This is a genomic window from Pseudalkalibacillus sp. A8 (assembly GCF_045920555.1).
Classification (GTDB): domain Bacteria; phylum Bacillota; class Bacilli; order Bacillales; family Fictibacillaceae; genus Pseudalkalibacillus.
The window spans coordinates 349,515-370,243 of the sequence record NZ_CP174509.1 but is presented as its reverse complement, the minus strand read 5'-3'; the positions used below and the strand labels follow the sequence as shown (position 1 = coordinate 370,243).

Annotated in this window: 15 protein-coding genes and 3 pseudogenes; 3 read left to right on the top strand and 15 right to left on the bottom strand. The window is 40.2% G+C overall.

Translation table 11 applies throughout. The annotated features are described in order from the left end of the window. Nucleotides 1–270: 270 nt before the first annotated feature. Both ACJROX_RS02025 and ACJROX_RS02020 read right to left on the bottom strand, forming a co-directional pair. Nucleotides 271–585 carry a WGxxGxxG family protein gene (locus tag ACJROX_RS02025; protein ID WP_408009120.1) on the bottom strand — a complete coding sequence of 105 codons (315 nt, stop codon included), beginning with the start codon at nt 583–585 and terminating at the stop codon, nt 271–273. Between the two features lie 116 nt (nt 586–701). Beyond that, nucleotides 702–1,229, bottom strand: coding sequence for an STAS domain-containing protein (locus ACJROX_RS02020; protein WP_408009119.1), 528 nt, complete (start codon nt 1,227–1,229; stop codon nt 702–704). 234 nt (nt 1,230–1,463) lie between these two features. Between ACJROX_RS02020 and ACJROX_RS02015 the strand changes: the two genes are divergently transcribed. After that, on the top strand, nt 1,464–1,871 hold the full coding sequence (locus ACJROX_RS02015) for an ion channel (RefSeq protein WP_408009118.1): 408 nt from the start codon (nt 1,464–1,466) through the stop codon (nt 1,869–1,871). A 574-nt stretch (nt 1,872–2,445) separates the two neighbouring features. On the opposite strand, the gene ACJROX_RS02010 is transcribed toward ACJROX_RS02015, so the two are convergent. The 6 genes and pseudogenes from ACJROX_RS02010 to ACJROX_RS01985 form a co-directional block, all read right to left on the bottom strand. Then, nucleotides 2,446–3,186, bottom strand: a complete 741-nt coding sequence (locus tag ACJROX_RS02010) for a hypothetical protein (RefSeq protein ID WP_408009117.1) — start codon at nt 3,184–3,186, stop codon at nt 2,446–2,448. A 242-nt stretch (nt 3,187–3,428) separates the two neighbouring features. Beyond that, nucleotides 3,429–6,173: a GH32 C-terminal domain-containing protein gene (locus ACJROX_RS02005; protein WP_408011556.1), complete on the bottom strand. Its 2,745-nt coding sequence runs from the start codon at nt 6,171–6,173 to the stop codon at nt 3,429–3,431. A gap of 243 nt (nt 6,174–6,416) precedes the next feature. After that, a pseudogene (locus ACJROX_RS02000) lies at nt 6,417–7,031 on the bottom strand (glycoside hydrolase family 32 protein); the annotation flags it as partial. A gap of 61 nt (nt 7,032–7,092) precedes the next feature. Next, complete coding sequence (locus tag ACJROX_RS01995) at nt 7,093–8,088, bottom strand: ABC transporter permease (RefSeq protein ID WP_408009116.1); 996 nt, start codon at nt 8,086–8,088, stop codon at nt 7,093–7,095. A 2-nt stretch (nt 8,089–8,090) separates the two neighbouring features. Further along, the gene (locus ACJROX_RS01990; RefSeq protein WP_408009115.1) at nt 8,091–9,632 is read right to left on the bottom strand and encodes a sugar ABC transporter ATP-binding protein; all 1,542 of its coding nucleotides are present in this window, start codon (nt 9,630–9,632) and stop codon (nt 8,091–8,093) included. Between the two features lie 72 nt (nt 9,633–9,704). Then, the gene (locus tag ACJROX_RS01985; protein ID WP_408009114.1) at nt 9,705–10,676 is read right to left on the bottom strand and encodes a substrate-binding domain-containing protein; all 972 of its coding nucleotides are present in this window, start codon (nt 10,674–10,676) and stop codon (nt 9,705–9,707) included. A 470-nt stretch (nt 10,677–11,146) separates the two neighbouring features. On the opposite strand from ACJROX_RS01985, the gene ACJROX_RS01980 reads away from it, so the two are divergent. Both ACJROX_RS01980 and ACJROX_RS01975 read left to right on the top strand, forming a co-directional pair. Next, the gene (locus ACJROX_RS01980) at nt 11,147–11,911 is read left to right on the top strand and encodes a DeoR/GlpR family DNA-binding transcription regulator (RefSeq protein ID WP_408009113.1); all 765 of its coding nucleotides are present in this window, start codon (nt 11,147–11,149) and stop codon (nt 11,909–11,911) included. A gap of 203 nt (nt 11,912–12,114) precedes the next feature. Then, nucleotides 12,115–12,390 (top strand): annotated as a pseudogene (locus tag ACJROX_RS01975) (GH32 C-terminal domain-containing protein); the annotation flags it as partial. Between the two features lie 349 nt (nt 12,391–12,739). On the opposite strand, the gene iolE reads toward ACJROX_RS01975, so the two are convergent. The 7 genes and pseudogenes from iolE to iolI form a co-directional block, all read right to left on the bottom strand. Beyond that, entirely contained in the window at nt 12,740–13,633 is an 894-nt protein-coding gene (iolE, locus tag ACJROX_RS01970) for a myo-inosose-2 dehydratase (protein ID WP_408009112.1), read from the bottom strand. 92 nt (nt 13,634–13,725) lie between these two features. Next, on the bottom strand, nt 13,726–15,192 hold the full coding sequence (locus tag ACJROX_RS01965; protein WP_408009111.1) for a CoA-acylating methylmalonate-semialdehyde dehydrogenase: 1,467 nt from the start codon (nt 15,190–15,192) through the stop codon (nt 13,726–13,728). 60 nt (nt 15,193–15,252) lie between these two features. Beyond that, nucleotides 15,253–16,254, bottom strand: a complete 1,002-nt coding sequence (gene iolC, locus ACJROX_RS01960) for a 5-dehydro-2-deoxygluconokinase (RefSeq protein ID WP_408009110.1) — start codon at nt 16,252–16,254, stop codon at nt 15,253–15,255. 208 nt (nt 16,255–16,462) lie between these two features. Further along, nucleotides 16,463–17,485 (bottom strand): hypothetical protein, encoded by a 1,023-nt coding sequence (locus ACJROX_RS01955; protein ID WP_408009109.1) that lies wholly within the window; start codon nt 17,483–17,485, stop codon nt 16,463–16,465. Between the two features lie 406 nt (nt 17,486–17,891). Continuing rightward, nucleotides 17,892–18,829, bottom strand: a pseudogene (locus tag ACJROX_RS01950) (aldo/keto reductase). A gap of 74 nt (nt 18,830–18,903) precedes the next feature. Then, complete coding sequence (gene fba / locus ACJROX_RS01945; protein ID WP_408009108.1) at nt 18,904–19,782, bottom strand: class II fructose-1,6-bisphosphate aldolase; 879 nt, start codon at nt 19,780–19,782, stop codon at nt 18,904–18,906. Between the two features lie 18 nt (nt 19,783–19,800). Continuing rightward, nucleotides 19,801–20,643, bottom strand: coding sequence for a 2-keto-myo-inositol isomerase (gene iolI / locus ACJROX_RS01940; RefSeq protein WP_408009107.1), 843 nt, complete (start codon nt 20,641–20,643; stop codon nt 19,801–19,803). Nucleotides 20,644–20,729 lie beyond the last annotated feature (86 nt).

Below are 20,729 nucleotides of genomic sequence, written 5' to 3'. Positions count from 1 at the left end.
CTAATCCATTATAATTTCGGAACAGATTGACAAAATCCTTGTTTATTTGAAATTTTCACTCATATTGTAACAAATTGGTATGTTTGTGGATACGACTGTATGAGGATTTACACAAAATCCAGTGAATTTAAATATTGTGGAGTGATGTGGGAGGATGGTAGAGGTAAACTCCCAACGTTGTATGTATTCCCGTCAGTACGAACTTCAACCCTTTTATTTACAAAAAATAAATAACCCTACACTCCTTTTTCCGGAGTATAGGGTTCCTGATCAATCTGCTACTCGATCGTCGTTTCTTCTTCTAAGGCCTAATAGTCCCAACAGTCCTGCTAAACCGAGCCATTGCCAGTTTCGATCTCTAGGAGCAGCGGTTTCTCGAATTCCAGTACGGTCATCAACGTCGCGGATGCCGACCCTGTCATTGTCCTGGTTTGTACGGACTCCAGTTCCGATTCGGTCCTTACCGTTGTCCTCATTCATGATTCGGTTATCATCATTGTCCATATTTGCTAATGCTGGCGCTCCTAGTGAAGTAAAGACTAGTGCAGTTGTAAAAAGAACGGCGATCAACTTTTTGTTCAACATAAGAATCCTCCTATTATCGAGATTTTCAATGCAGTCATAGATTAACCAAAAGATTAATCTTTATGCAGAAAATCTTTAGGAGAAACAGAAGTTGAAGCCTTGAATCAATCGGCAATTTATTTTTGACCAGATTTTATCATATATTCAAGCCCGTCATGAGCATTCCTGAATGTTGCGATATCATTTTTAATGAGTCCAAAAGACATGGCTAACTTAGATGTAATACCAACAATGATGCACTCTGTCCCAATCAACCATAAACATTCGTTTTTGGATTTGATGCTTACACTCTCATCAAACGAATTCAACCCACTCAAGTCAATCAATGCATATTGAACACCTTCTTCAGCACATTCATTTAGAACAAAAGAGGTCAAGTGTTCAGAGCGTTCCTGATCAAAAGCTCCTATTAAAGGTATAGCGATTGTCTTATCCCATATTTTGATGATCAAGGTGGACAATTCCTCGATCAATTTATCCTTCCTTATTTCTTCTTCTGCTTTCGTAGTTACGTCCATCAGCTTGACCACGTATCCATCTATCTTTCCACTTTCGTTTTTGATAGGAGTGACGATTATATCTGCCACAAATTGATCACGAATGTTGATCCGAGCACGATGGGTATCAGAAAGCTGCTTCATCATTTCTCTTTGACGTTACGGATATTTATGGAACATATCCATATTCATACCAATCATTTCTTCTGCACTCCTGAGGCCGTATTAAGGGAGCTACTACAGAAAGAAGCCCATTGCTCTGGCATTCATCCATTTAACATTATCCTGTATTTTCAGTACTTCTTTCTTACTTATAATTCACATTGATAAAGAAGTTTAGTGTTAACCAGAAAAGATAATACAAATATGGAGGTGGTTATCATGGTTAATTTTCTGATCGCAGCAACTACACTATTCATCTCAATTAATCTTTTTTATTTTTTCACTAACAAAACGTATCGAAAAAGTTACTTCAGCACTGCTCTTTTTCTTAAACTATTCTCTGTGTTGACCGTGGTTTTGATTGGATTCGGGCTGCTGTACTATCTTTTATCGTTAAAAGAGGTCATCTTAGTGGACAGCCTCTCGGATCCCCAGACAATTGAGCCTACCTTCTTGGATCTCTTGTACTTTAGTGGTGTAACTCTGTTATCAATCGGTTATGGAGATATGGTTCCAGTAGGAAGTGCCCGCTTCTTCGCCCTTCTCCAATCGGCCATCGGTATTCTCTTGCCGACAGCCTACTTTATGAAGGCGCTCGATTCATCAGAAAAATCACAGGAAAATTGAGGTATGGCCTCCTAAAAATAGATAAGCAGAAATTTGAATTGTCGATATCCACTCAGAATTTGTAGATATTTCTCGGGAAATTGTTGAGATTTGACAAAATGGTGTTTAATTCTTGGAACAAAGATACTTCGAATCTCGGATGCTGCTCCCCCTTTAATATATCGCCTGGCGATACGACACAAAAAAACGCCTCCGATTAAGAACCTTTAATTAATTGCGGTTCCGAGGTATATTATTATATGTATCGGGTGGCGCTATATCTATGCAAGTGAATCTTAATACATACGGTATTACCCAGCGTGTTTTTCTGTATCGTGTAGCGATAAAAGTATACGATGTCAGATTGAAATCAAAGATACCCCGATTTTTAATCTTCATATCGCCTGGCGATACGACACAAAAAAGAACCGACCAAACTTTTTCTGACCAGCTCATTAGGGGTACTTCTGTTTTCAAATCGTTTCATACATCGATTTCTATCAGGTCCATATCGCTTACACATTTCTCCAATGATTTTCAATGCCCCATGTCTTTTAGTGAATCCGATACATTTAAGTAAAAAATAATAAGGATATTATTTTCTGAATAAAGAGAAAAGCCCGTTCCATTTGCCTTTAGGTTTTTGTATCGCTTCTTCTAAACGTTTATTAAAATCATTTTGTGCACGCCATTCTTTTATCTGCTCCTGCCTCATACTTTGTAGTTCTTTTTGCAGGAGTTCACTTTTTTGCTTTTCCTGTTGAAGTAAAGTTTCATAATGATTTTTATCCTGCTGCAATAATGTTTCGTAATGAGCCTCTTGTTGTTTGGTCAAATTTTCAATTTTAACATTCGTTTTTTGTGCTGAATTTCCTATATTGGAACTTATAGCATGATGATCTTGCTGGAGTCGGGAAACCGTTGTTTTGAGCTGTGACATATCGTTTGTCAATTGGACATTCATTTCACGTGTAGCTGCAAGTTCATTGACGACATACTTTAAGACCTCTTTCAATTGATTAGGGTCATACGGTACATTTTCATATGTATCGGCTAGCGCTATGTCTGTTTCATTGGACGCTTTTAATTTTTCCCTTTGTTGATCCACAAGGTCTTTAGCCGTATCGTCAAGGGGCTTGTCCGTATCGCGTAGCGTTATAAGTGCTCCGATGTCACTTTGAACAAAGATACGCCGATCGCCATCTTTCAAAAACTCGTATCCATTCCGTTCTAAGATTTGTCCATACTTTCGGACCGTAGGAGTAGCGATTCCCACCTCTTCCGCTACTTCTTTGGTTGAGAATGCTTGTTCATTCGGTTGTATATCGCGTCGCATATCTAGCCTCCTTTTCTTTTAAATATGACGGTTTTCAACATTAATTGCAAGTTATATCGCCAAGCGATACGAAACAAAAAAGAAGAGCTGATCAGCAATTTTAACAACATGAAAAAGACTACCTCCTTATCCGTATGATATGCTCCCTTAAAGGTAGACACATTTAAAAATACAAAAAACCCGAATGTTAGACACCTTTTTTTGAAGTGTCCACCATTCGGGTTAAAGTCCACAAAATGAAATTACCTTTCTATTTTATTGCCTTTATTCACCTTCGCTTTCACTTTATTAAACACTACCGTTGAATCCCATACATTTAACCCAAAATACCCCTCTTTAAATGTGGAATCCTTTATGTCAATCACTAGTTTTTTGTCCAAATAAACTTTCATGCGGTCACCTTTCGTTTCTATCTTTATGCGATAGTCTCGATTGGCTTTTAACTTCAACTTACCATCGTCATTGTAGGTAGCCAGGTCGATTCCCTTTCCATCTAAAAATTTGATAAGTTTGACTTCTTTATTTTTTACATCAATATTGGCTGCATACCCGTTCTTTGCATCAGGATCAGAACGAAAAACCAAAGCACCTGCGCCTACTAAATTATCAACTAAATCTTGTTCAGGGTCGTCCGGATGGGAGTCGGAATCCAGTACTTTAATATCTGCTTCATACCGAAAATCTTGTCCTTCTTGAGCCGATATATTAAAAGAATCGCCACTGCTTTGGCCTTGTAAACCTTCCCTAGTCTCTGCCCAGCTCCCCGAAACAGGCTTCCAGCCGGTTAAATTTGTTTTAAATCTCTTATCTTTCCAAATACTCTTTAATGGGTAAATTTCCAAAAAATTTAAGGTAACCTCTCCGCCTTCACTATATATCTCCAACCCTTTACTTGATGGATCAGGAAAAATTTGATCGGTGATTACGGTTTCTCCATTAGTTCCGAATACTTCAACAGCTGAGCGATCAACAAAGATATGCATTTTCACTTTACCGTCTGATGCTGTCAGCGGGCCATCATGCCTATCTCCCACTTGATCCCCATAATCAAAATCATCGGAATTTGCACGATCAACAAATAGCTGTTCCCCTGTAAGATCGTACCCTATTTTAGTGTATTCTTCTCCATCTCCTTTACGGACTTTAAAACCAAACTCCGATGCATTCGTATTGGAAACATCGAATTCGGCGATCATTTCATACGCATCTCCTGAGAAATCAGAAAGAAGGCTGCTGTTATTTGAAATTACTACATTATCATAGAAAGTCATTTGGCTATTGTCTTGAATACTCTTTAGAGATATAGGCGTTTGTTTTAAACGGGTTCCCTCTTTGGTTTGAGTGAGTTCCATTGTACGCGGTAAAGACATCGAACCTCTCCACGTTGAGGTAGGTGTTGCGTTAGCATACTGCCAGTTACTCATCCAGCCGAGCCAGTATTTTTCTCCATGATCTCCTTCGATACCACTCCAGTCAACGGCAGCATAATAATCCGCCCCGAAATCACTCCATAGCACTTTATCTGATGGATTCTCGTTGGTAAATGTCTTACCATCAAAGTCACCAACAAAGTATTGCATACCGGATCCACCAGCAGGGCCCCCGTCATTGATACTTACTTGAAGCACCCACTTCGTATTATGAGGGTCTCCATCAATCGGCAGTTCCACTAATGTTGGACATTCCCAGATGCCGCCATTACTTCCATGGGTTGAATTAATCCACTCTCCTGACACCGATGTCCACCCTTCAATCGTCCCGCTTTGTTTGGTGTCATCTTTTTCAGGTTCTTTAGCTACCTGGTCGACCTCATCAGGTATCGGCCCTTCATTATAAACATTGAAATCATCGATGTTGATATGACCCCACCCGCCTGTAGCCTGATCCACTGCTTTAATATAGAAAACTTCCCCCACATATTCAGAAGCATCCCATACATAACGTTTATACGTTTCGTCATCTTGAAACTTCGTGTTAGCCTGGCGAATTATTTCCTGTCCGTCAGAAGCTCTAACCAAGGATACATAGCGGTTACTGATATCATTCCCTCCGCCTAACAAAAAGTTGATTTCCCCGGACCCGCTTAACTTAAAGTAAGAGGAACGCAACTCGCCTATTGCACCATCTCCATCATGAAGATCCGAAAATCCCCATAAATGATAATTCCCTTGAGGTTCAAAAGGTCCACCCCAGTAGTGGCTTACATCGGTAACATGATCATCTGTAAAAGCGTCTCCTTTCATAGAGGTCCATCCTGTCAAATCACCTGTTTTAAAATCATGGTTCACGATTTCCTTATCAGAAGTTCTGATGTTTTCCCACTTTTTCACATTTTGAAATAGTGTGGTAGAGTTCCATACATTTAACCCAAGGTATCCATCTGTAAAAGTGCCATCCTTAATATCATGAATGAGGGTGTCATCAACATAGACTTTTATATTATCGTCATATGCATCGATTTTTAGGTGATAAGTCTGGTCCGTCTCTATACTCATTGATTTTTCAGCTAACACGGTGATTTTCCCGTTCTCGATCTTCATCAGCTTTGCCACATCGTTTAAAGCATCAACATTGGCAAAGTAGCCGTTTTTTACATCTTGGTCAGCACGGAAAACGAGAGCCCCAGCTCCTCCTTCTCCTTGACCTTTTGATACTTTGACTTGCGATTCGTACAAAAAGTTATCGGCTGTTTGACCACTCAAAGTAAAGGCATCTTCTTTAGAAGTCCCTGTTTTCCCCTCTAAGGAGTCTTCCCAAGATCCGCTGATCACCTTCCAGCCGGACAAATTAGTTACGAAGTTGGATGTGTTTTTAAATTCGACATTACGAAATGAAGCCGTTGAGTCACTTGATGTCAACCCATAATATCCATGGGCAAATGATTGGTCTTTCTGCTTTATCACAAGTTGATCATCCACAAAAATTTCGATGTTGTCTCCATCAGCCACTGCCCTGACATGATACGTCGATGAAGTTTCCAAGTCCATTGGTTCACTAGTCAGCTCTTCCGTATCACCATTCACATTTTTACTTAATGTCACGCGGTCATTTTTTGCATCAATACTGGCGATGTACGCATTGTTTCCTTCTTTGTCCGATCGAAAGACTAATCCGCCGGAGCCCTGCCGGTCATTCTTTTCATTAAGGGTAACATCACCTTCATAACTGAACGAGCCCCCGGTGTAGTCAGACATCGCGTACGATACCCGGTCAAGATTATTGGATTGGATACCACCATCTGGGCCGAATTCGCTTGCAAATTCCCATTCTTTTAAATCGGGAGACGTATAAAACATGATCTTATCCTTGGCCGCAAGCGACATTACCCACTGGCTGGAGTCTTCGTGCCAGAAAACTTTGGGATCACGCCAATCGGGTACAGGAGGATCAGGCATCACGGGGTTGCCTTCATACTTTTCCCATGACCTTCCATTATCAAGACTGTAAGCAATACTTTGCACTTGTCCATTTGGGCCGGAGTGGGTAAAAATAGCTACCATTGCTTCCCTCCCAAACCCTGCCGTATTCTTCCAATCTATTACGGCACTACCTGAGAATATATGGCCATGTTCGTCAGGATATAAAGCAATCGGCAGGTGTTCCCACTTCACAAGATCTTTACTTACCGCATGTCCCCAGTGCATCGGTCCCCAAGTTGTACCGTAAGGATGGTACTGGTAGAACAAATGGTATTCTCCTTCGTAATACACCATCCCATTGGGATCGTTCATCCAGTTTGCTTCAGGAGAAAAATGAAATTGGTTTCGGTAGGGCTCTTCATAATATCCTGCGTCATCCGCAAGCACATTTGCTGGTAAACCTACAACAAGCAAACAGATAAACAACGAAAACCATCTTTTCCATGCATCTTTATCTATTGTAATCCCTCTCCTTGCTTTGAATTTTTTAGGAACGTAACCGGTCAATTAACACTGCTGATACAATGACTCCCCCCTTGACGACAAGTTGCCAGTAATAGCTGACATCCATTAGCGTAAGACCATTAGTGATGACTCCCATAATCAACACTCCAATGATGGTGCCCTGAATCTTACCGACACCGCCTGTTAATTTTGAACCACCTAAAATAACCGCTGCGATGGCATCAAGTTCATACATATTCCCTGCCGTCGGCTGACCTGAGTAAAGTCGTCCAGCGAGGACAACACCGCCTAAACCAGCGAGTAAGCCGCTGATAGAATAAACATTTACCAATGTCTTTTTCACTTTGATTCCGGTTAATCTAGCCGCTTCTTCATTCCCGCCAATCGCATAAATATGGCGTCCAAACATCGTGTATTTTAAAACAAGAAACATAACGATATACACGAGGATCATTAAATAAATGGGTGTAGGAATCGATAAAATAGAACCTGACCCTATGAATCGAAAGGTATTAGATTCTAAGACAACCGGATAGCCTCCACTTGTGACATAGGCCAGACCTCTTACATAGGTCATACTCGCTAATGTTACGATAAAAGCAGGCAGGCCGATTTTGGCTGTAAAAACGCCATTAATGAAACCCACAAGATAACCAGCTCCAACACCGAGCAGCATAGCAAAAATCGGATTCATTCCTGTTTGGGAAGCCATGACCGAAACGACTCCGGATAGTGCTACAATGGATCCCACGGATAGATCAATACCACCGGTTAAAATAACAATCGTCATTCCTGCAGCTAAAATGGCAGTAACCGATACTTGTTTTAGGATGTTTGTCAGATTGGACGATTCTAAAAAGTTTGGTGCCAATACGCTCATTACTATACATAGCAAAATTAAAATAATGATCATCCCAAGCTGATTCCAGACGGTTGAAGCATGATGAGCGAGCTTGAACCGGGGCTGGACAGGCGGCTGGGCCGTTGGCTGCTGATTAGTCGACAGAATTGATTTCAACTTTAATTCCCTCCCGTTGCGTAATGCATAATGCGTTCTTGAGTAGCTTCATTGTTCTGAAGGTGCCCGGTGATCCTTCCTTCGTTCATAACAAAAATCCGATCACTTATCCCAATCACTTCAGGAAGTTCAGAAGAGATCATCAAAACCGCGAGCCCGGCGTCGGCAAGTTCCGAAATAATTTTATGAATTTCCGTTTTAGCTCCTATATCTACCCCACGTGTTGGTTCGTCGAGCAGCAGTACTTTAGGGTTTGTTGACAGCCATCTGGCAATAACCGCCTTTTGCTGGTTCCCACCGCTTAAACCAGAAATCGACTGATCGGGTGAGGCTGTCTTGATTTTTAAGTTTTGGATATACACGTCAGCTGTATGGTTTAAAGAATTCCAATTAATCTTCAGGTTCTTTTTATGCTTTTTTAATTCCGCCAGCAAAATGTTTTCTTTTACGGACATATCAAGAAATAATCCTTGTTCCTTCCGGCTTTCTGGTACGAGAGCAATCCCATACTTGATTGCATCGATCGGGGACTTGATTTGCACCTTTTCTCCCCCTACCCAGATTTCTCCCTGATGGATATCCGAGGCGCCAAAGATCGACCGGACAAGCTCTGTTCGACCTGCCCCGACTAGTCCTGCAAATCCGACAATTTCCCCTGGATAGATCTGAAAAGACAGATCCCTTACAAAAGTATTATCACTTAAATTTTTCACTTCTAATGCAGGCTTTTCTTTACCTCCCACTTTTATATAGTTGCTGTTCGACCGTTGAAACAGGCCTTTCAGGTCACGGCCAACCATTAAACTGACTAAATGATCAGTGTTCGTTTCTTCGATAGGACCACTTTTTATCCACTCTCCATCACGCAAAACGGTATAACGATCGGAAATTTTAAAAATTTCTTCCATCCGATGGGAAATATAGACGATCGCAACACCTTGTTTTCTTAAGTCCTTTATGATTTCAAATAGCCTGTCAATTTCTTTATCCGTTAAAGAGGCGGTCGGTTCATCCATAATCAAGACTTCAGCTTTGTATGAGAGGGCTCTTGCGATTTCCACCATCTGCTGCTGGGCTACACTTAACGTCGAGACTAGTGTTTCTGGCTTTAAATCTGATCCCATGGAAGTCAACACTTCCTTTGCTCGTTTATGTACTTTTTCCCAGCGCACCATGCCGAATTTATTTCGGGGGTATTTTGTTCCCATCAAGATATTTTCACTGATGGTCAGGTTAGGGGCCAAGTTAAGTTCCTGATGGATCACACCAATGCCCATTTTTCTTGCCGTCATCGGGTCCTTCCAGGTAACTTGGTCATTTTTATAAGTGATTGTTCCACTGTCTTGGTCAGGCATATAAACGCCCGAGACTATTTTCATTAAGGTAGACTTTCCGGCTCCGTTCTCTCCCATTAAGGCGTGGACTTCACCAGGGTATAGTTCGATGTTTACATTTTTCAACACCGTTGTACCAGAAAAAGTTTTGCTAATCCCTTCCATCTTTAAGATAGGCATTCTTGCCTCTACTTTTTCCTGCATAATCATAGCTTTTCACTCCTTCCTTGATTGAAATGACGGCCCTTGTTGAAACCAAGGACCGTACGTTCGAGATAAAGATTACCAGCCTTTATAGGAATCTAAGTTGTCTTGGGTCACTAAATCTACTGGGATTTTGATCACTTCTTCGATAGATTCACCATCCAATACTTGGATCCCAACATCTATTGCTTTTTTGACCATTTCACCCGGATTCTGGGCTGATGTTCCTGCAATCGAACTTCCCTCTTTCTTCATCGCTTTAATGACATCAGGAGAACCATCGACACCAACGATGTAAAACTCATCCTGTCGGCCGGCCTGCTGCTGAGCAATCTCAGCCCCAATGGCTACAGGGTCGTTGTTGGCAAAAACAGCATCAATGGTTCCTGGCTCATTCGCTTGCAGAATGCTCTCCATCACCTGTAATCCTTTTTCACGATTCCCTTCACCATTTTGCTTAGCGATAACTTTAATATCAGTTCCTTCAATCGTATCTTCAAACCCTGCAATCCGATCTTTTACAGCGGTAACAGGAGGTCCGTCAATTACAACGACATTCCCCTTTCCACCAAGATCTTCAATCATATATTCAGCCGCCAGAACTCCTGCCTGGTAGTTATCGGATGTAACAGTACCTTCAATCCCTCCACCAGCCCCGACATCAACACTAATGACGGGGATTCCGGCTGCATCTGCTTGAGCAACAGCCCCGGCGATTCCCTCAGAATCAACAGCATTCAATAAAATAAGATCTACCCCTTGCGTAATGAAGTCCTCTATTTGAGAGGTTTGCTTAGCTAAATCTGCATCAGCCGCTTGGATGATAATTTCAGCTCCTAATTCTTCCGCATATTCTCCAGCAGCTTGACTCATCGACACGAAAAACGGGTTTGCCAGATTGTTGAGCGTCAAGCCAATCTTAAGATCTCCTTTATTGTTGCTAGCGCTTTCATTTTCTTGCCCAGAAGTTTCGTTATTCCCACATGCAGACATGAATAGAAGCAGAATTCCCATTAAAATTAGGCCGAACTTCTTTTGTTTGATTTGCATTTTTTATTACTTCCCCCTCCATGGATTATTTCAAGAAACCGATGAATACGCTTACAAATTAACGAACATCTCCCTCCTTTCTGATCACCGTTACACATATTTCATTCCTCTGATTAAAGGAATGATTTTGTTATATGTGTAATAAATTCCAAGATTGGTGGTGATTGTTTATGCTTATTAATGATAATATATGCGTATTTAGTGATTGTCAATAAGTTTTCTAAAAATTTAAAATATAATGAACCTCCTTATAAATCACCGCTCAATGCTCTTTTCCATGATTTTTTCATCAAACAGTTTGAATGGATTTGATTACTTATGATTATTTTTAGCCAAATGAAGACAAACGAGCATAATCGAAACTACAAAAATCAGTAATCGCGCAATCATCTTTTTACTTTAAGACATCGAGATTAGTCTATAATGATAAAAAGAAAACGTTTTCGAAGGGAGAATCGCTGTTCATGTTTATGGAAGAGCGTAAAGCGCAAATTCTTGAATACTTACGCCATATGTCTCGGGCGTCCGTCCATGATTTAAGTCAGCAATTTAATGTTTCAGAATCTACGATTCGAAGGGATCTTAAAGAGCTTGAGGAAACAAATAATATTAAAAGGACACATGGCGGTGCCATCCTCTTACAGCCGGTCAGTTATGAGGCATCAATCGGAGATAGAAAAAAAGATTATATCGCAGAAAAGCAAGCCATCGCTAAAAAAGCGGTAGAGTTCATTAACCCAGGCGATGCCATCCTTCTTGATTCAGGAACTACAACTTATGAACTTGTAAAAGAGTTAAAAACCTTTTCCAACCTTTCCATTGTGACTAACTCAATCATTATCATGCAGGAGCTAGCAGATATTCCTGGCTTGGATGTGATGCTGCTAGGCGGTAATTTACGAAGAGAAACATCTGCATTAGTCGGACCTTTTGCAGAACAATCCCTCAATATGATTCGAATTGATAAAGCATTTATCGGTACGAATGGTTTGGACCTTAAAGAAGGTATCATTACCACACCTAACCTTACCGAAGCTCGTATTAAGCGTATGATGATCACAAACTCCAGGCAAACCATCCTATTGACTGATCATAGTAAAATCGGTAAGGTGAATTTTGCTAAAGTTGCTGATCTATCCGATATCGACTTTTGTATCGTAGACGATCAAGTACCGGACCATTTCGAAGAGGAAATGAAGCGTTATCATGTGAACGTACATATAGTAGAAGTTTAAAACTACGAGAATAGTTAATTCTCCACTCTCACAAAAAGAGGATCCTCTTAAAGGAGCCTCTTTAGTGATTGCGCCTCTATCGTAGTTTATTGAACTATAAGAGCCAGTGCCTCCTTCTCTCCTGATAGATCACTAAAAATTATGGATGAGAACTTAGCCCTCCTTTTCCGCTTAACTCCCATCATCTAAATAATCAATTCCAGTATTCTTATGTCAATCGAAAATCAACAGACCAGCCTGATGAAAGTGGTAAGTATATAGAAAGTATTGCACCTTTTGATGCAAGTCAAAAGAAAGTACACTTAAAGATCCTTGTAGATAAAACAAGTGTTGAGGTATTTATCGATGACGGTAAAGTGGTACACTCCAATCAGGTGTTCCCTCCACTAGAGGATAAGAAAATAACACTTTATTCTGAAGGCGGTCCCGCAACTTTTGAAAATATAGAAATAAAACACTTTGACTCCATTTATGATTAAAAAACTAGCGTAGGTTTTTATGTCACTCTAACGAACGTAAAAGAGGTCACAGGATAACCTGTGACCTTTTAGACCTTGTAGCTATAAGGTTGTTTGGGTAGCGTTACATCATGCCGCCCATCCTTGAGTTAAACAAATTCGCAAAGATAAGAGTGAATACCCTGTTATGATCGGTGTTCCAACTTTATGGTATTAGTTAGAGAAGATATTAATTTTAATGAATAATATCCAGGCAAAAGCCAGGCATAAACGAAGGCTGCACTCTAGTAATTTTAATACTCTGTATGGCCAGCTCGGAATGCCAATGTCTGTTTTTGGAGAGTGTAATTCTGGTCTTCCAAAATTAACACTAAATCCTCGCTTTTTCACGGATATAATTTCGAGCTATAATAGCTTGTTCTAAAGGATTAGCTAAAGATGGGTCTTGTTCAGCTTCCACTAACATCCAGCCTCTATAATCAAGGTGGGCTAATGTTTCAAATATTGGGCAGAAGTCTATATCACCATCCCCTGGAACCGTAAATATTCCTTTTTTGACACCTTCAAGAAATGTCAGTTTTTCTTGTCGAATCTGTTCAGCAATATGGGCTCGTACATCTTTTAAATGCACATGTTTTATCCTAGGGAAATGCAACTTCAGGACATCTAACGGGTCCTCCCCAGATAGAGAGAGATGACCTGTATCAAAAAGAAGAGACACCTTGTCCTCATCAGTCATTTCCATTAACTTATCAATTTCTTTTTTCGTTTGAACCCCTGTCCCCATATGGTGGTGGAATACAATTTCCATCCCCTTACTATGAGCAAGGTCACCTAAACGATGTAAGCCATCAACTAAAAGATTCCAATCCTCTTTACTAAAATGAGGCTTATCTTCAAATAAAGGTACATTTTCTTTTTGAATGCTATGCCCTTGTTCTGAGACGACAATTACTTTAGCGCCCATTTCATAAAGAAAGTCGCGATGATCGATAAATGCCTTCTCGGTTTCCTTATATGGTTTTGTAGTTAAGTATGAACTAAACCAAGCACTGGCTATTTCTATCTCTCTTAACCTAAGAGCTTTTTTTAATACACTGGTATCCCTTGGATATTTATTTCCCACTTCTGTGCCTCGGAAACCGGCGAGAGCCATTTCACTTATACACTGTTCGAATGTATTGTGTTTGCCCAGTTCTGGCAGATCATCGTTTGTCCACCCTATGGGGCAAATTCCAAGTTTAACAGCATTATCTTTAAACATCCTCTCTACCTCCCGTTCATTATATAGAGAAAAATCGTTTTACAATATATAAAGGAAAAGGAAGCAGTCTCCCTTTTCCTCTTCGTTCTATTTTATACCCAGCGAGTGGTCATAACTTTTTTACGAGTGTAGAATTCTACACCATCCTTGCCATTGGCATGCAAGTCTCCATAGAAAGAGTTTTTCCAACCAGAGAACGGGAAGAATGCCATCGGTGCTGGGACTCCAATATTGACCCCAAGCATCCCTGCATCAATCGTTTCCCGGAACTGGCGGACACTGCCTCCATCTCTAGTGAAAATACAAGCTCCGTTGGCAAATGGAGATTCATTCGTGACTTCTACAGCTTCATCTAAATTCTTAACACGCACTATCGAAAGAACAGGTGCAAAGATTTCATCTTGCCAGATCTTCATTTCTGTTGTTACATTATCGAAGATTGTTGGTCCGACAAAATAACCTTTTTCTTGAGAGGTCTTATCTTGACGACCATCTCTGATAAGCTTGGCACCTTCTTGTTCACCCTTTTCAATATAGCCGAGCGTACGTTCTTTATGCTGGTCACGAATAACTGGTCCCAAGAATACGTCATCATCAAGGCCGTTTCCGATTTTGACCTCATCAGCTTTCTTCTTAAGCTTTTCAATAAACTCATCAGCTACAGAGTCTTCAACGGCAACCACAGAGGCAGCCATGCAGCGTTCTCCAGCTGAACCAAATGCTGCATTAAGAATTTGAGTAGAAGCATTTTCTAAGTTAGCATCATTTAAAACGATTGAATGGTTTTTCGCTCCAGCAAGAGCTTGCACACGTTTCAAGTTCTCTGTACCACGTTTATATACATATTCCGCTACTGGTTGAGATCCAACAAAGGAAATCGCAGCAACCTTCTTATGGTCAAGAAGACCGTTTACAACATCGTGGGCTCCATGAACGATATTAAATACGCCTTTTGGCAGTCCTGCTTCTTCTAAAAGCTCAGCTAAACGATTGGCCAAGAGTGGTGTACGCTCAGACGGCTTCATGACGAAAGTGTTTCCAGTGGCAATTGCCATTGGGAACATCCAGCAAGGAACCATCATCGGGAAGTTAAATGGTGTGATTCCCCCAATAACGCCGATTGGATAGCGGTGCATACCCGATTCAAGACCTATCGCAATTGATGGCAACTGGTCGCCCATCATAAGAGTCGGGGCACCTGTCGCAAACTCAACATTTTCAATTCCCCGTTGAACTTCACCTTTTGCTTCTTTTAAGTTTTTACCGTTTTCAATAGTAATCAATTCCGCTAGCTCGTCCCAGTGTTCAACAAGAAGCTGCTGATACTTGAATAAGATACGTGCTCTTTTCGGAACCGGAACTTCTTTCCAATCTTGGAAAGCTACCTTAGCAACGTTAACTGCATAATCTACATCTTCTTTTGAGGAAATTGGTACTCTAGCAATGACTTCTCCAGTGGCAGGGTTATAAACCTCTTCTGTTTGGTCGCTTTTCGCCACAACCCATTCGCCGCCAATATAGTTTTTTAGTGTTTTCACTTCAGTTGTTACATTACTCATTTAATTTTCCTCCTTAAATAATGATGGTTTTTAAATAAGATTCTTTCCACTCCAGGAAAATCAGGAAATCTCCTGTCTTTCAGCTTTTGCCATAAAATCATCAATTTCATTAGTTGTCGGCATTGCGTCTGAACAACTGTGTCTTGAAATGACGATAGCAGCTGAAGCACTCCCATATTCCATCGCCTTTGTTAAATCCCACTGATTGAATAGACCATAAATAAAAGCAGATGCATAGGAGTCACCGGCACCAAAGGTTTTCAACACTTTTGTTTTAAATATACCGCTCGTATGTGATTTACCATCCTTTGTATAAGCGAAGGAACCTTTTGATCCGTGCTTAATCACTACTATTTCAGCGTTATGACTAAACCACTTTGAAGCAGTCTCTTCATCTGTTTTCTTCTCTTTTTCGAATTGTTCCATCATGTCGAACTCTTCTCTTGTGCCAATAATGACATCACATTTTTCCGCAGCCAGGTTATAATACGTGGCTGTTTCTTTATCGTTGTTCCAAGTGTACGGACGGTAGTCAATATCAAAAATAACCACTACCTCGTGTTTCCTGGCATATTCCAGTGCTAAGAATACAGCTTCTCTCGATGGACTTGCCGCAAGTGCCGTCCCAGAGATATGCAAGGCCTTTGCATTTTTAACATAATCCTCTGAAACATCATCTGTATTCAGCTTTAGATCTGCTACGTTATCCCGATACATTAAGATACTGCAGTCCTCTGGACTCTTAATTTCAGTGAAAGCTAAGCCTGTAACGGCTCCTGTATGATCAACAACTATGTTTGTTGTATCAATATTGTCCCCTTTTAAATAATCCACAATGAAACGGCCCATTTGATCATCTGAAACCTTACCTATAAATCCTGGTTTAAGCCCAAGTCTTGCAGCACCAATGGTAATATTGGCCGGGGAACCTCCTACATACTTTGTGAAAGATTTTGTTTCTTCCATTGGACGATTAAACTGGTCTGCATTTAAATCAATGCAAAGTCTTCCAATTCCAATAAGATCTAAGGGTCGATCTTCTTTAAAATCCAATTTATACACGTGATCCCCTCCATTTCTTAACTCTTAAGAATAGTAGACTCTTCTTTGGCTTTTTCGATTTGAAAGCGTTTAAATATCTTAATCTTACAATATAATACTCTGAGCAAAATTGCAACAGAAAGTTACAAAATATAATCAAAAATTAACCTAAAATTACTCATTATTTGTCTGGAAAGGCTGTTGATCACGCATATTTCTCTAAACTTACTCATAACAGAAAAAAGGCAGCCGCTATTCCAATAGATCCGAAAATCAATGTAAAGGGTAAGTTAGTGACAGTAATGGCATATGGGTTTTGCTGAGTATTTATGGAAGTCATTGTAACCACAACACCATAGGTACCAGAGCTCGCCGTCGCCAAAGCCCCTACAATCAACATTACTCCGATTCCTATAGGGTTGAAGACTTCAAAGAACGGCCCCAAGATTTCAAGCAATACACCAACCGTGGCAACCGGGTGAACCCCCAAAAGCCCCAGCCCTATGTACGTAAATAAAATTAAACCAAGAATAATCACTGGGTATTCTTTAAATGTAATAAACGGATATTGAATCCATGTAAGGGCTTCAGTTTGATTAAGACTCTTTGAAAAAAGAGATAAAGAAATAAAGAGCACGACAAAGTTCTGTAAAGAGTTTGTTTTCTGTCGCCAGGTTTTATATCCAATCCTTAAGAAAAGAAAAACTTTTTTCATGAAGAGCGCCCAAACGAAAGAAAATGGAAAAATGGCCAATGTGACAGCAAGTATAAAACTAAGTTGAAACCATTTGCTTGTTATCATCACCACAGCTAAAAACAACCCTAAAACCATCAATAATTTGAACATTTTCAGATAGATTTCTTTCTTAGCCTGACACTTATCCGCTATTCCGTGCCCCCTATATGGTATGGATCGAAATGAACGCTTTTCCAGCTGCAAGTCAAAGATTAAAACTGTGACCGCTACCAGCAACAGCCAAGGAAGGTAGCTCAAATAACTGACCCCCGTAGCATCAACAACGATACCAACCATAATTTCCATCGGACTCCATATCATTGTCAATGCATAAGCTCGTATCGTGGACCTCGCAATAAACCGATCACGAATTCTTTTTTTTACTGCCTTTAATGAATCTATCATTATCCCTTGAGATAAATTTACAGCTGACAAATTTAAGAACGTCATTAATGTTCCACTCGTAAATACACTTTTAGGGTACAGATCACCGAGATGACGAACATTCACTTTCATAAGTCTTTTGATACTCTTCTCATAACGTCCAATATAGGCAGTACTATTGATCCATGGAAGCATGCTTAAAAAAGCAAGGAGATTCAAATTAGATAAAAGGTACAAAGGAAAATTGTGAACTGGGAGGCCAGCTGAAATAAACATAAAACTTCCAGCAGTTAGAAATAGACCTCCCAAGACTCTAAACAAACGAGTTGCAAAAAAAAATGAAAGCAAAAGCGTTGGTACAGCTAAAACCCCTACTGTCCATTCAAGGTAGAAGATATCCAGGAACACATTTACCAAGTACAAAGCTAAAACTAAGGAATATAGAATAAACAGCGGTCAGAAAGCCATCGCTTCATAGAGATCTCTCCAATGCAAATATACACAAGGAAAGACAATCCCCCTCAACTTCTATTAGAAGCTAGGCAAATAGTTTGTCTATCTGATCGAATTCTTGTTTACTTAAATCCACTTCGAGCGTTTTTAAATTACTTTTTACTTGTTTTCCACTTTTTGCTCCTGGGATAATAACATCGATGGCCTCATGTGCTAGGTACCAGGCAAGTACTAAATGAGGGACTTCGACACCTTTCTGGTTAGCGATCGTTCGCAACTGTTCTACTTTTTTCAAGTTTTGAATGAACGCCTCTCCTTGAAAATGAGGCATGCTTGAGCGCAAATCAGATTCCGGGAACGTCGTATGTTTATCGTACTTCCCAGCAAGGAGACCTGACGCTAATGGAAAAAACGGCACAAACGAAATTTTATTTTCAAGGGTGTAAGGGAAGAAGTCTTTTTCCGAATCTCTCTGGAACAAATTGTATAATCCTTGAAATACATCTACATACCCATCCTGATTGGCTTCTTTCAGCTGATTGAGACTCATATTGGAGACACCGATGGAACGTATTTTACCTTCGTCTTTTAGTTCCTTGAGAGCTCCTACAGATTCACTTTTCGGGGTGTTTTCATCTGGAAAGTGAATGTAGTACAAATCGATGTAATCAGTCTGCAAACGCTTCAAACTATCTTCCACTGATTGTTTAAGAAAGGCAGGGGAGTTATCCAATACCTCCTCACCATTGACGAACTTTTGAGCACCTTTCGTAGCTAAGATAACTTCACTGCGACTGCCCATTTCTTTAATAGCCTTTCCTACTAACTCTTCAGAATATCCAGGTCCATATATATAAGCGGTATCAAGAAAATCTACACCATTTTCAAAAGCTTCTTTGACCATATCCACTCCTTGCTGTTCATCAAGGTTAGGATACAAGTTATGTCCACCGACTGCGTTTGTACCAAGTCCAATGGGTTTACATATAAGTCTGTTTGTCCAATTTTAGTTTTTTCAGCCATTTACATTTTCCCCTTTCTTACAGAAGGATTTATGTTCGTTTGAAAAGGGCGACCAATAATTGGCCCCCTCCTCTTTATGCCTTCTTACTGCTCATGAACTCTCTCATCTTACTTTTAGCCATTTCTTTCATCGCCTCTTTAGCCGGCGTATGAATGTTTCTAGGTTCATAGACATCCGCATTTTCATTCAGAACTTTTCTCACAGCATTTGTCCATGCTTGAATACACTCAGTGTTAACATTTATCTTAGCGTGTCCAAGCTTGATCGCTTTTTGTAATTGATAAATGGGAATACCAGATCCTCCGTGGAGAACAAGCGGTACTTGGGTCATTTCAGAGATCTGTTTCATCTCTTCAAAATTTAACTTCGGCTCCCCCTGGTAAGGGCCATGTACAGATCCGAGAGCTGCTGCCAATGCATCCACATTGGTTTCCTCAACAAGCTTCAAGCATTCATCAGGATTGGCATATTTCACACCGCCGACCACGCCATCTTCCGTTCCGCCGACTGATCCAACTTCAGCCTCTACTGAAACCCCTTTAGAATGAGCGTAATCCACTACTTCTTTTGTCATTTGTATGTTTTCCTCAATGAAATATTGTGAGCCGTCGATCATAACGGAAGTGAAACCGGCATCCACAGCAGCTTTACACCGTTCAACGCTCTTGCCATGATCGAGATGCAAGGCGACCGGCACAGAAATAGACATCTCTTCTACAAGGCATTCCACCATAGAGACTACTGTCCGAAATCCACCGAGATAATCAATTAATCGATCAGATGCTCCCAATATTAATGGAGATTCCTCTTCCTCACCTGCAGCTAGAAATGCTTGTATGGATTCCAGATGATTAATATTAAATTGCCCAACAGCATAATTTTCCAGTTTTGCTTTTAACAGCATGTCCTTCATAGATACCAGCGGGGTCAACACGTTTTCCTTCGTATTCATAGGTATCAATCCTCTTATTTATATTGGTTGAGTATTGTAGTGCTTGGATACTACATTAAGTGTTGTATCCTTAGCCTTTTTAATGACTTCTTCTGCATCCATTTCGTAATATTCAGGTCTGAACAACTCTACAGATACGACTCCATTTTCATAACCAATCTCTTTCAAGGTAGATAAAAGACCATCTAAATCAATCGCACCCTCTCCAGGCCAGACACGGTCTTCATCTCTTAATAAACCAATGGGAAAATCTTCTGTATCATCAATATGGAGAATGAAAATTTTCTTTCCATCCGCTTCTTTCAGAGCTTCATAGCTTGAACCCATGGCATGAAAATGGAAGCAATCAAAGACTAATCCTACATTTTCACGATCCACCTTTTGCACAATATCGTAAGCCTGCTCAAATGTATTAATCGTGCACTCTGGGTGGCCGACAAACTCCAAAGCAACCTTGATGCCATAAGGTTCCGCAATGTTTGAGAATTCTCTCAGCATTTTTACGGCACTATCATCAATTTCCTTCAGCAAAATTTTCTTTTTTGTTACAAGGGGAACAGCGACGACATATTGAACACCTAGTTCACTTCCTGTTTCCACCAATTGTTTAAATTCATTTAAAACTTCTTCTTCATTTTCACGATTATTAAAAAAGACCAAAGCATTTAAGGCTAACGGCTTAATATGATGGTTCTGAAAGAAAGCTTTTAAATCCTCCAAGGAATGGGACTCCAGATATTCAGGAAGTTTATCCATCGAACGTATTTCAATATAATCATAACCGTGCTTATCGCAATAATTTAAGTCTTTCTCAAGGTTTGAGTTTTCAAGCGTTGTCGCCTGATTAAAACACAACTTCATCCTCTATTCCTCCTTAACCGTTAGAAGAGCTGCGTCACATAGATGTACCTATCTGACGCGATTGCTCTTGATAATGACTAATTAAC

Excerpts from the sequence above, each read along its gene's own strand:
- ACJROX_RS02025 (WP_408009120.1), bottom strand. The coding sequence starts at position 585 with ATGTTGAACAAAAAGTTGATCGCCGTTCTTTTTACAACTGCACTAGTC.
- ACJROX_RS02020 (WP_408009119.1), bottom strand. The coding sequence starts at position 1,229 with ATGATGAAGCAGCTTTCTGATACCCATCGTGCTCGGATCAACATTCGT.
- ACJROX_RS02015 (WP_408009118.1), top strand. The coding sequence starts at position 1,464 with ATGGTTAATTTTCTGATCGCAGCAACTACACTATTCATCTCAATTAAT.
- ACJROX_RS02010 (WP_408009117.1), bottom strand. The coding sequence starts at position 3,186 with ATGCGACGCGATATACAACCGAATGAACAAGCATTCTCAACCAAAGAA.
- ACJROX_RS02005 (WP_408011556.1), bottom strand. The coding sequence starts at position 6,173 with ATGGACTTGGAAACTTCATCGACGTATCATGTCAGGGCAGTGGCTGAT.
- ACJROX_RS01990 (WP_408009115.1), bottom strand. The coding sequence starts at position 9,632 with ATGATTATGCAGGAAAAAGTAGAGGCAAGAATGCCTATCTTAAAGATG.
- ACJROX_RS01985 (WP_408009114.1), bottom strand. The coding sequence starts at position 10,676 with ATGCAAATCAAACAAAAGAAGTTCGGCCTAATTTTAATGGGAATTCTG.
- ACJROX_RS01980 (WP_408009113.1), top strand. The coding sequence starts at position 11,147 with ATGGAAGAGCGTAAAGCGCAAATTCTTGAATACTTACGCCATATGTCT.
- iolE (WP_408009112.1), bottom strand. The coding sequence starts at position 13,633 with ATGTTTAAAGATAATGCTGTTAAACTTGGAATTTGCCCCATAGGGTGG.
- ACJROX_RS01965 (WP_408009111.1), bottom strand. The coding sequence starts at position 15,192 with ATGAGTAATGTAACAACTGAAGTGAAAACACTAAAAAACTATATTGGC.
- ACJROX_RS01955 (WP_408009109.1), bottom strand. The coding sequence starts at position 17,485 with ATGAAAGTGAATGTTCGTCATCTCGGTGATCTGTACCCTAAAAGTGTA.
- fba (WP_408009108.1), bottom strand. The coding sequence starts at position 19,782 with ATGAATACGAAGGAAAACGTGTTGACCCCGCTGGTATCTATGAAGGAC.
- iolI (WP_408009107.1), bottom strand. The coding sequence starts at position 20,643 with ATGAAGTTGTGTTTTAATCAGGCGACAACGCTTGAAAACTCAAACCTT.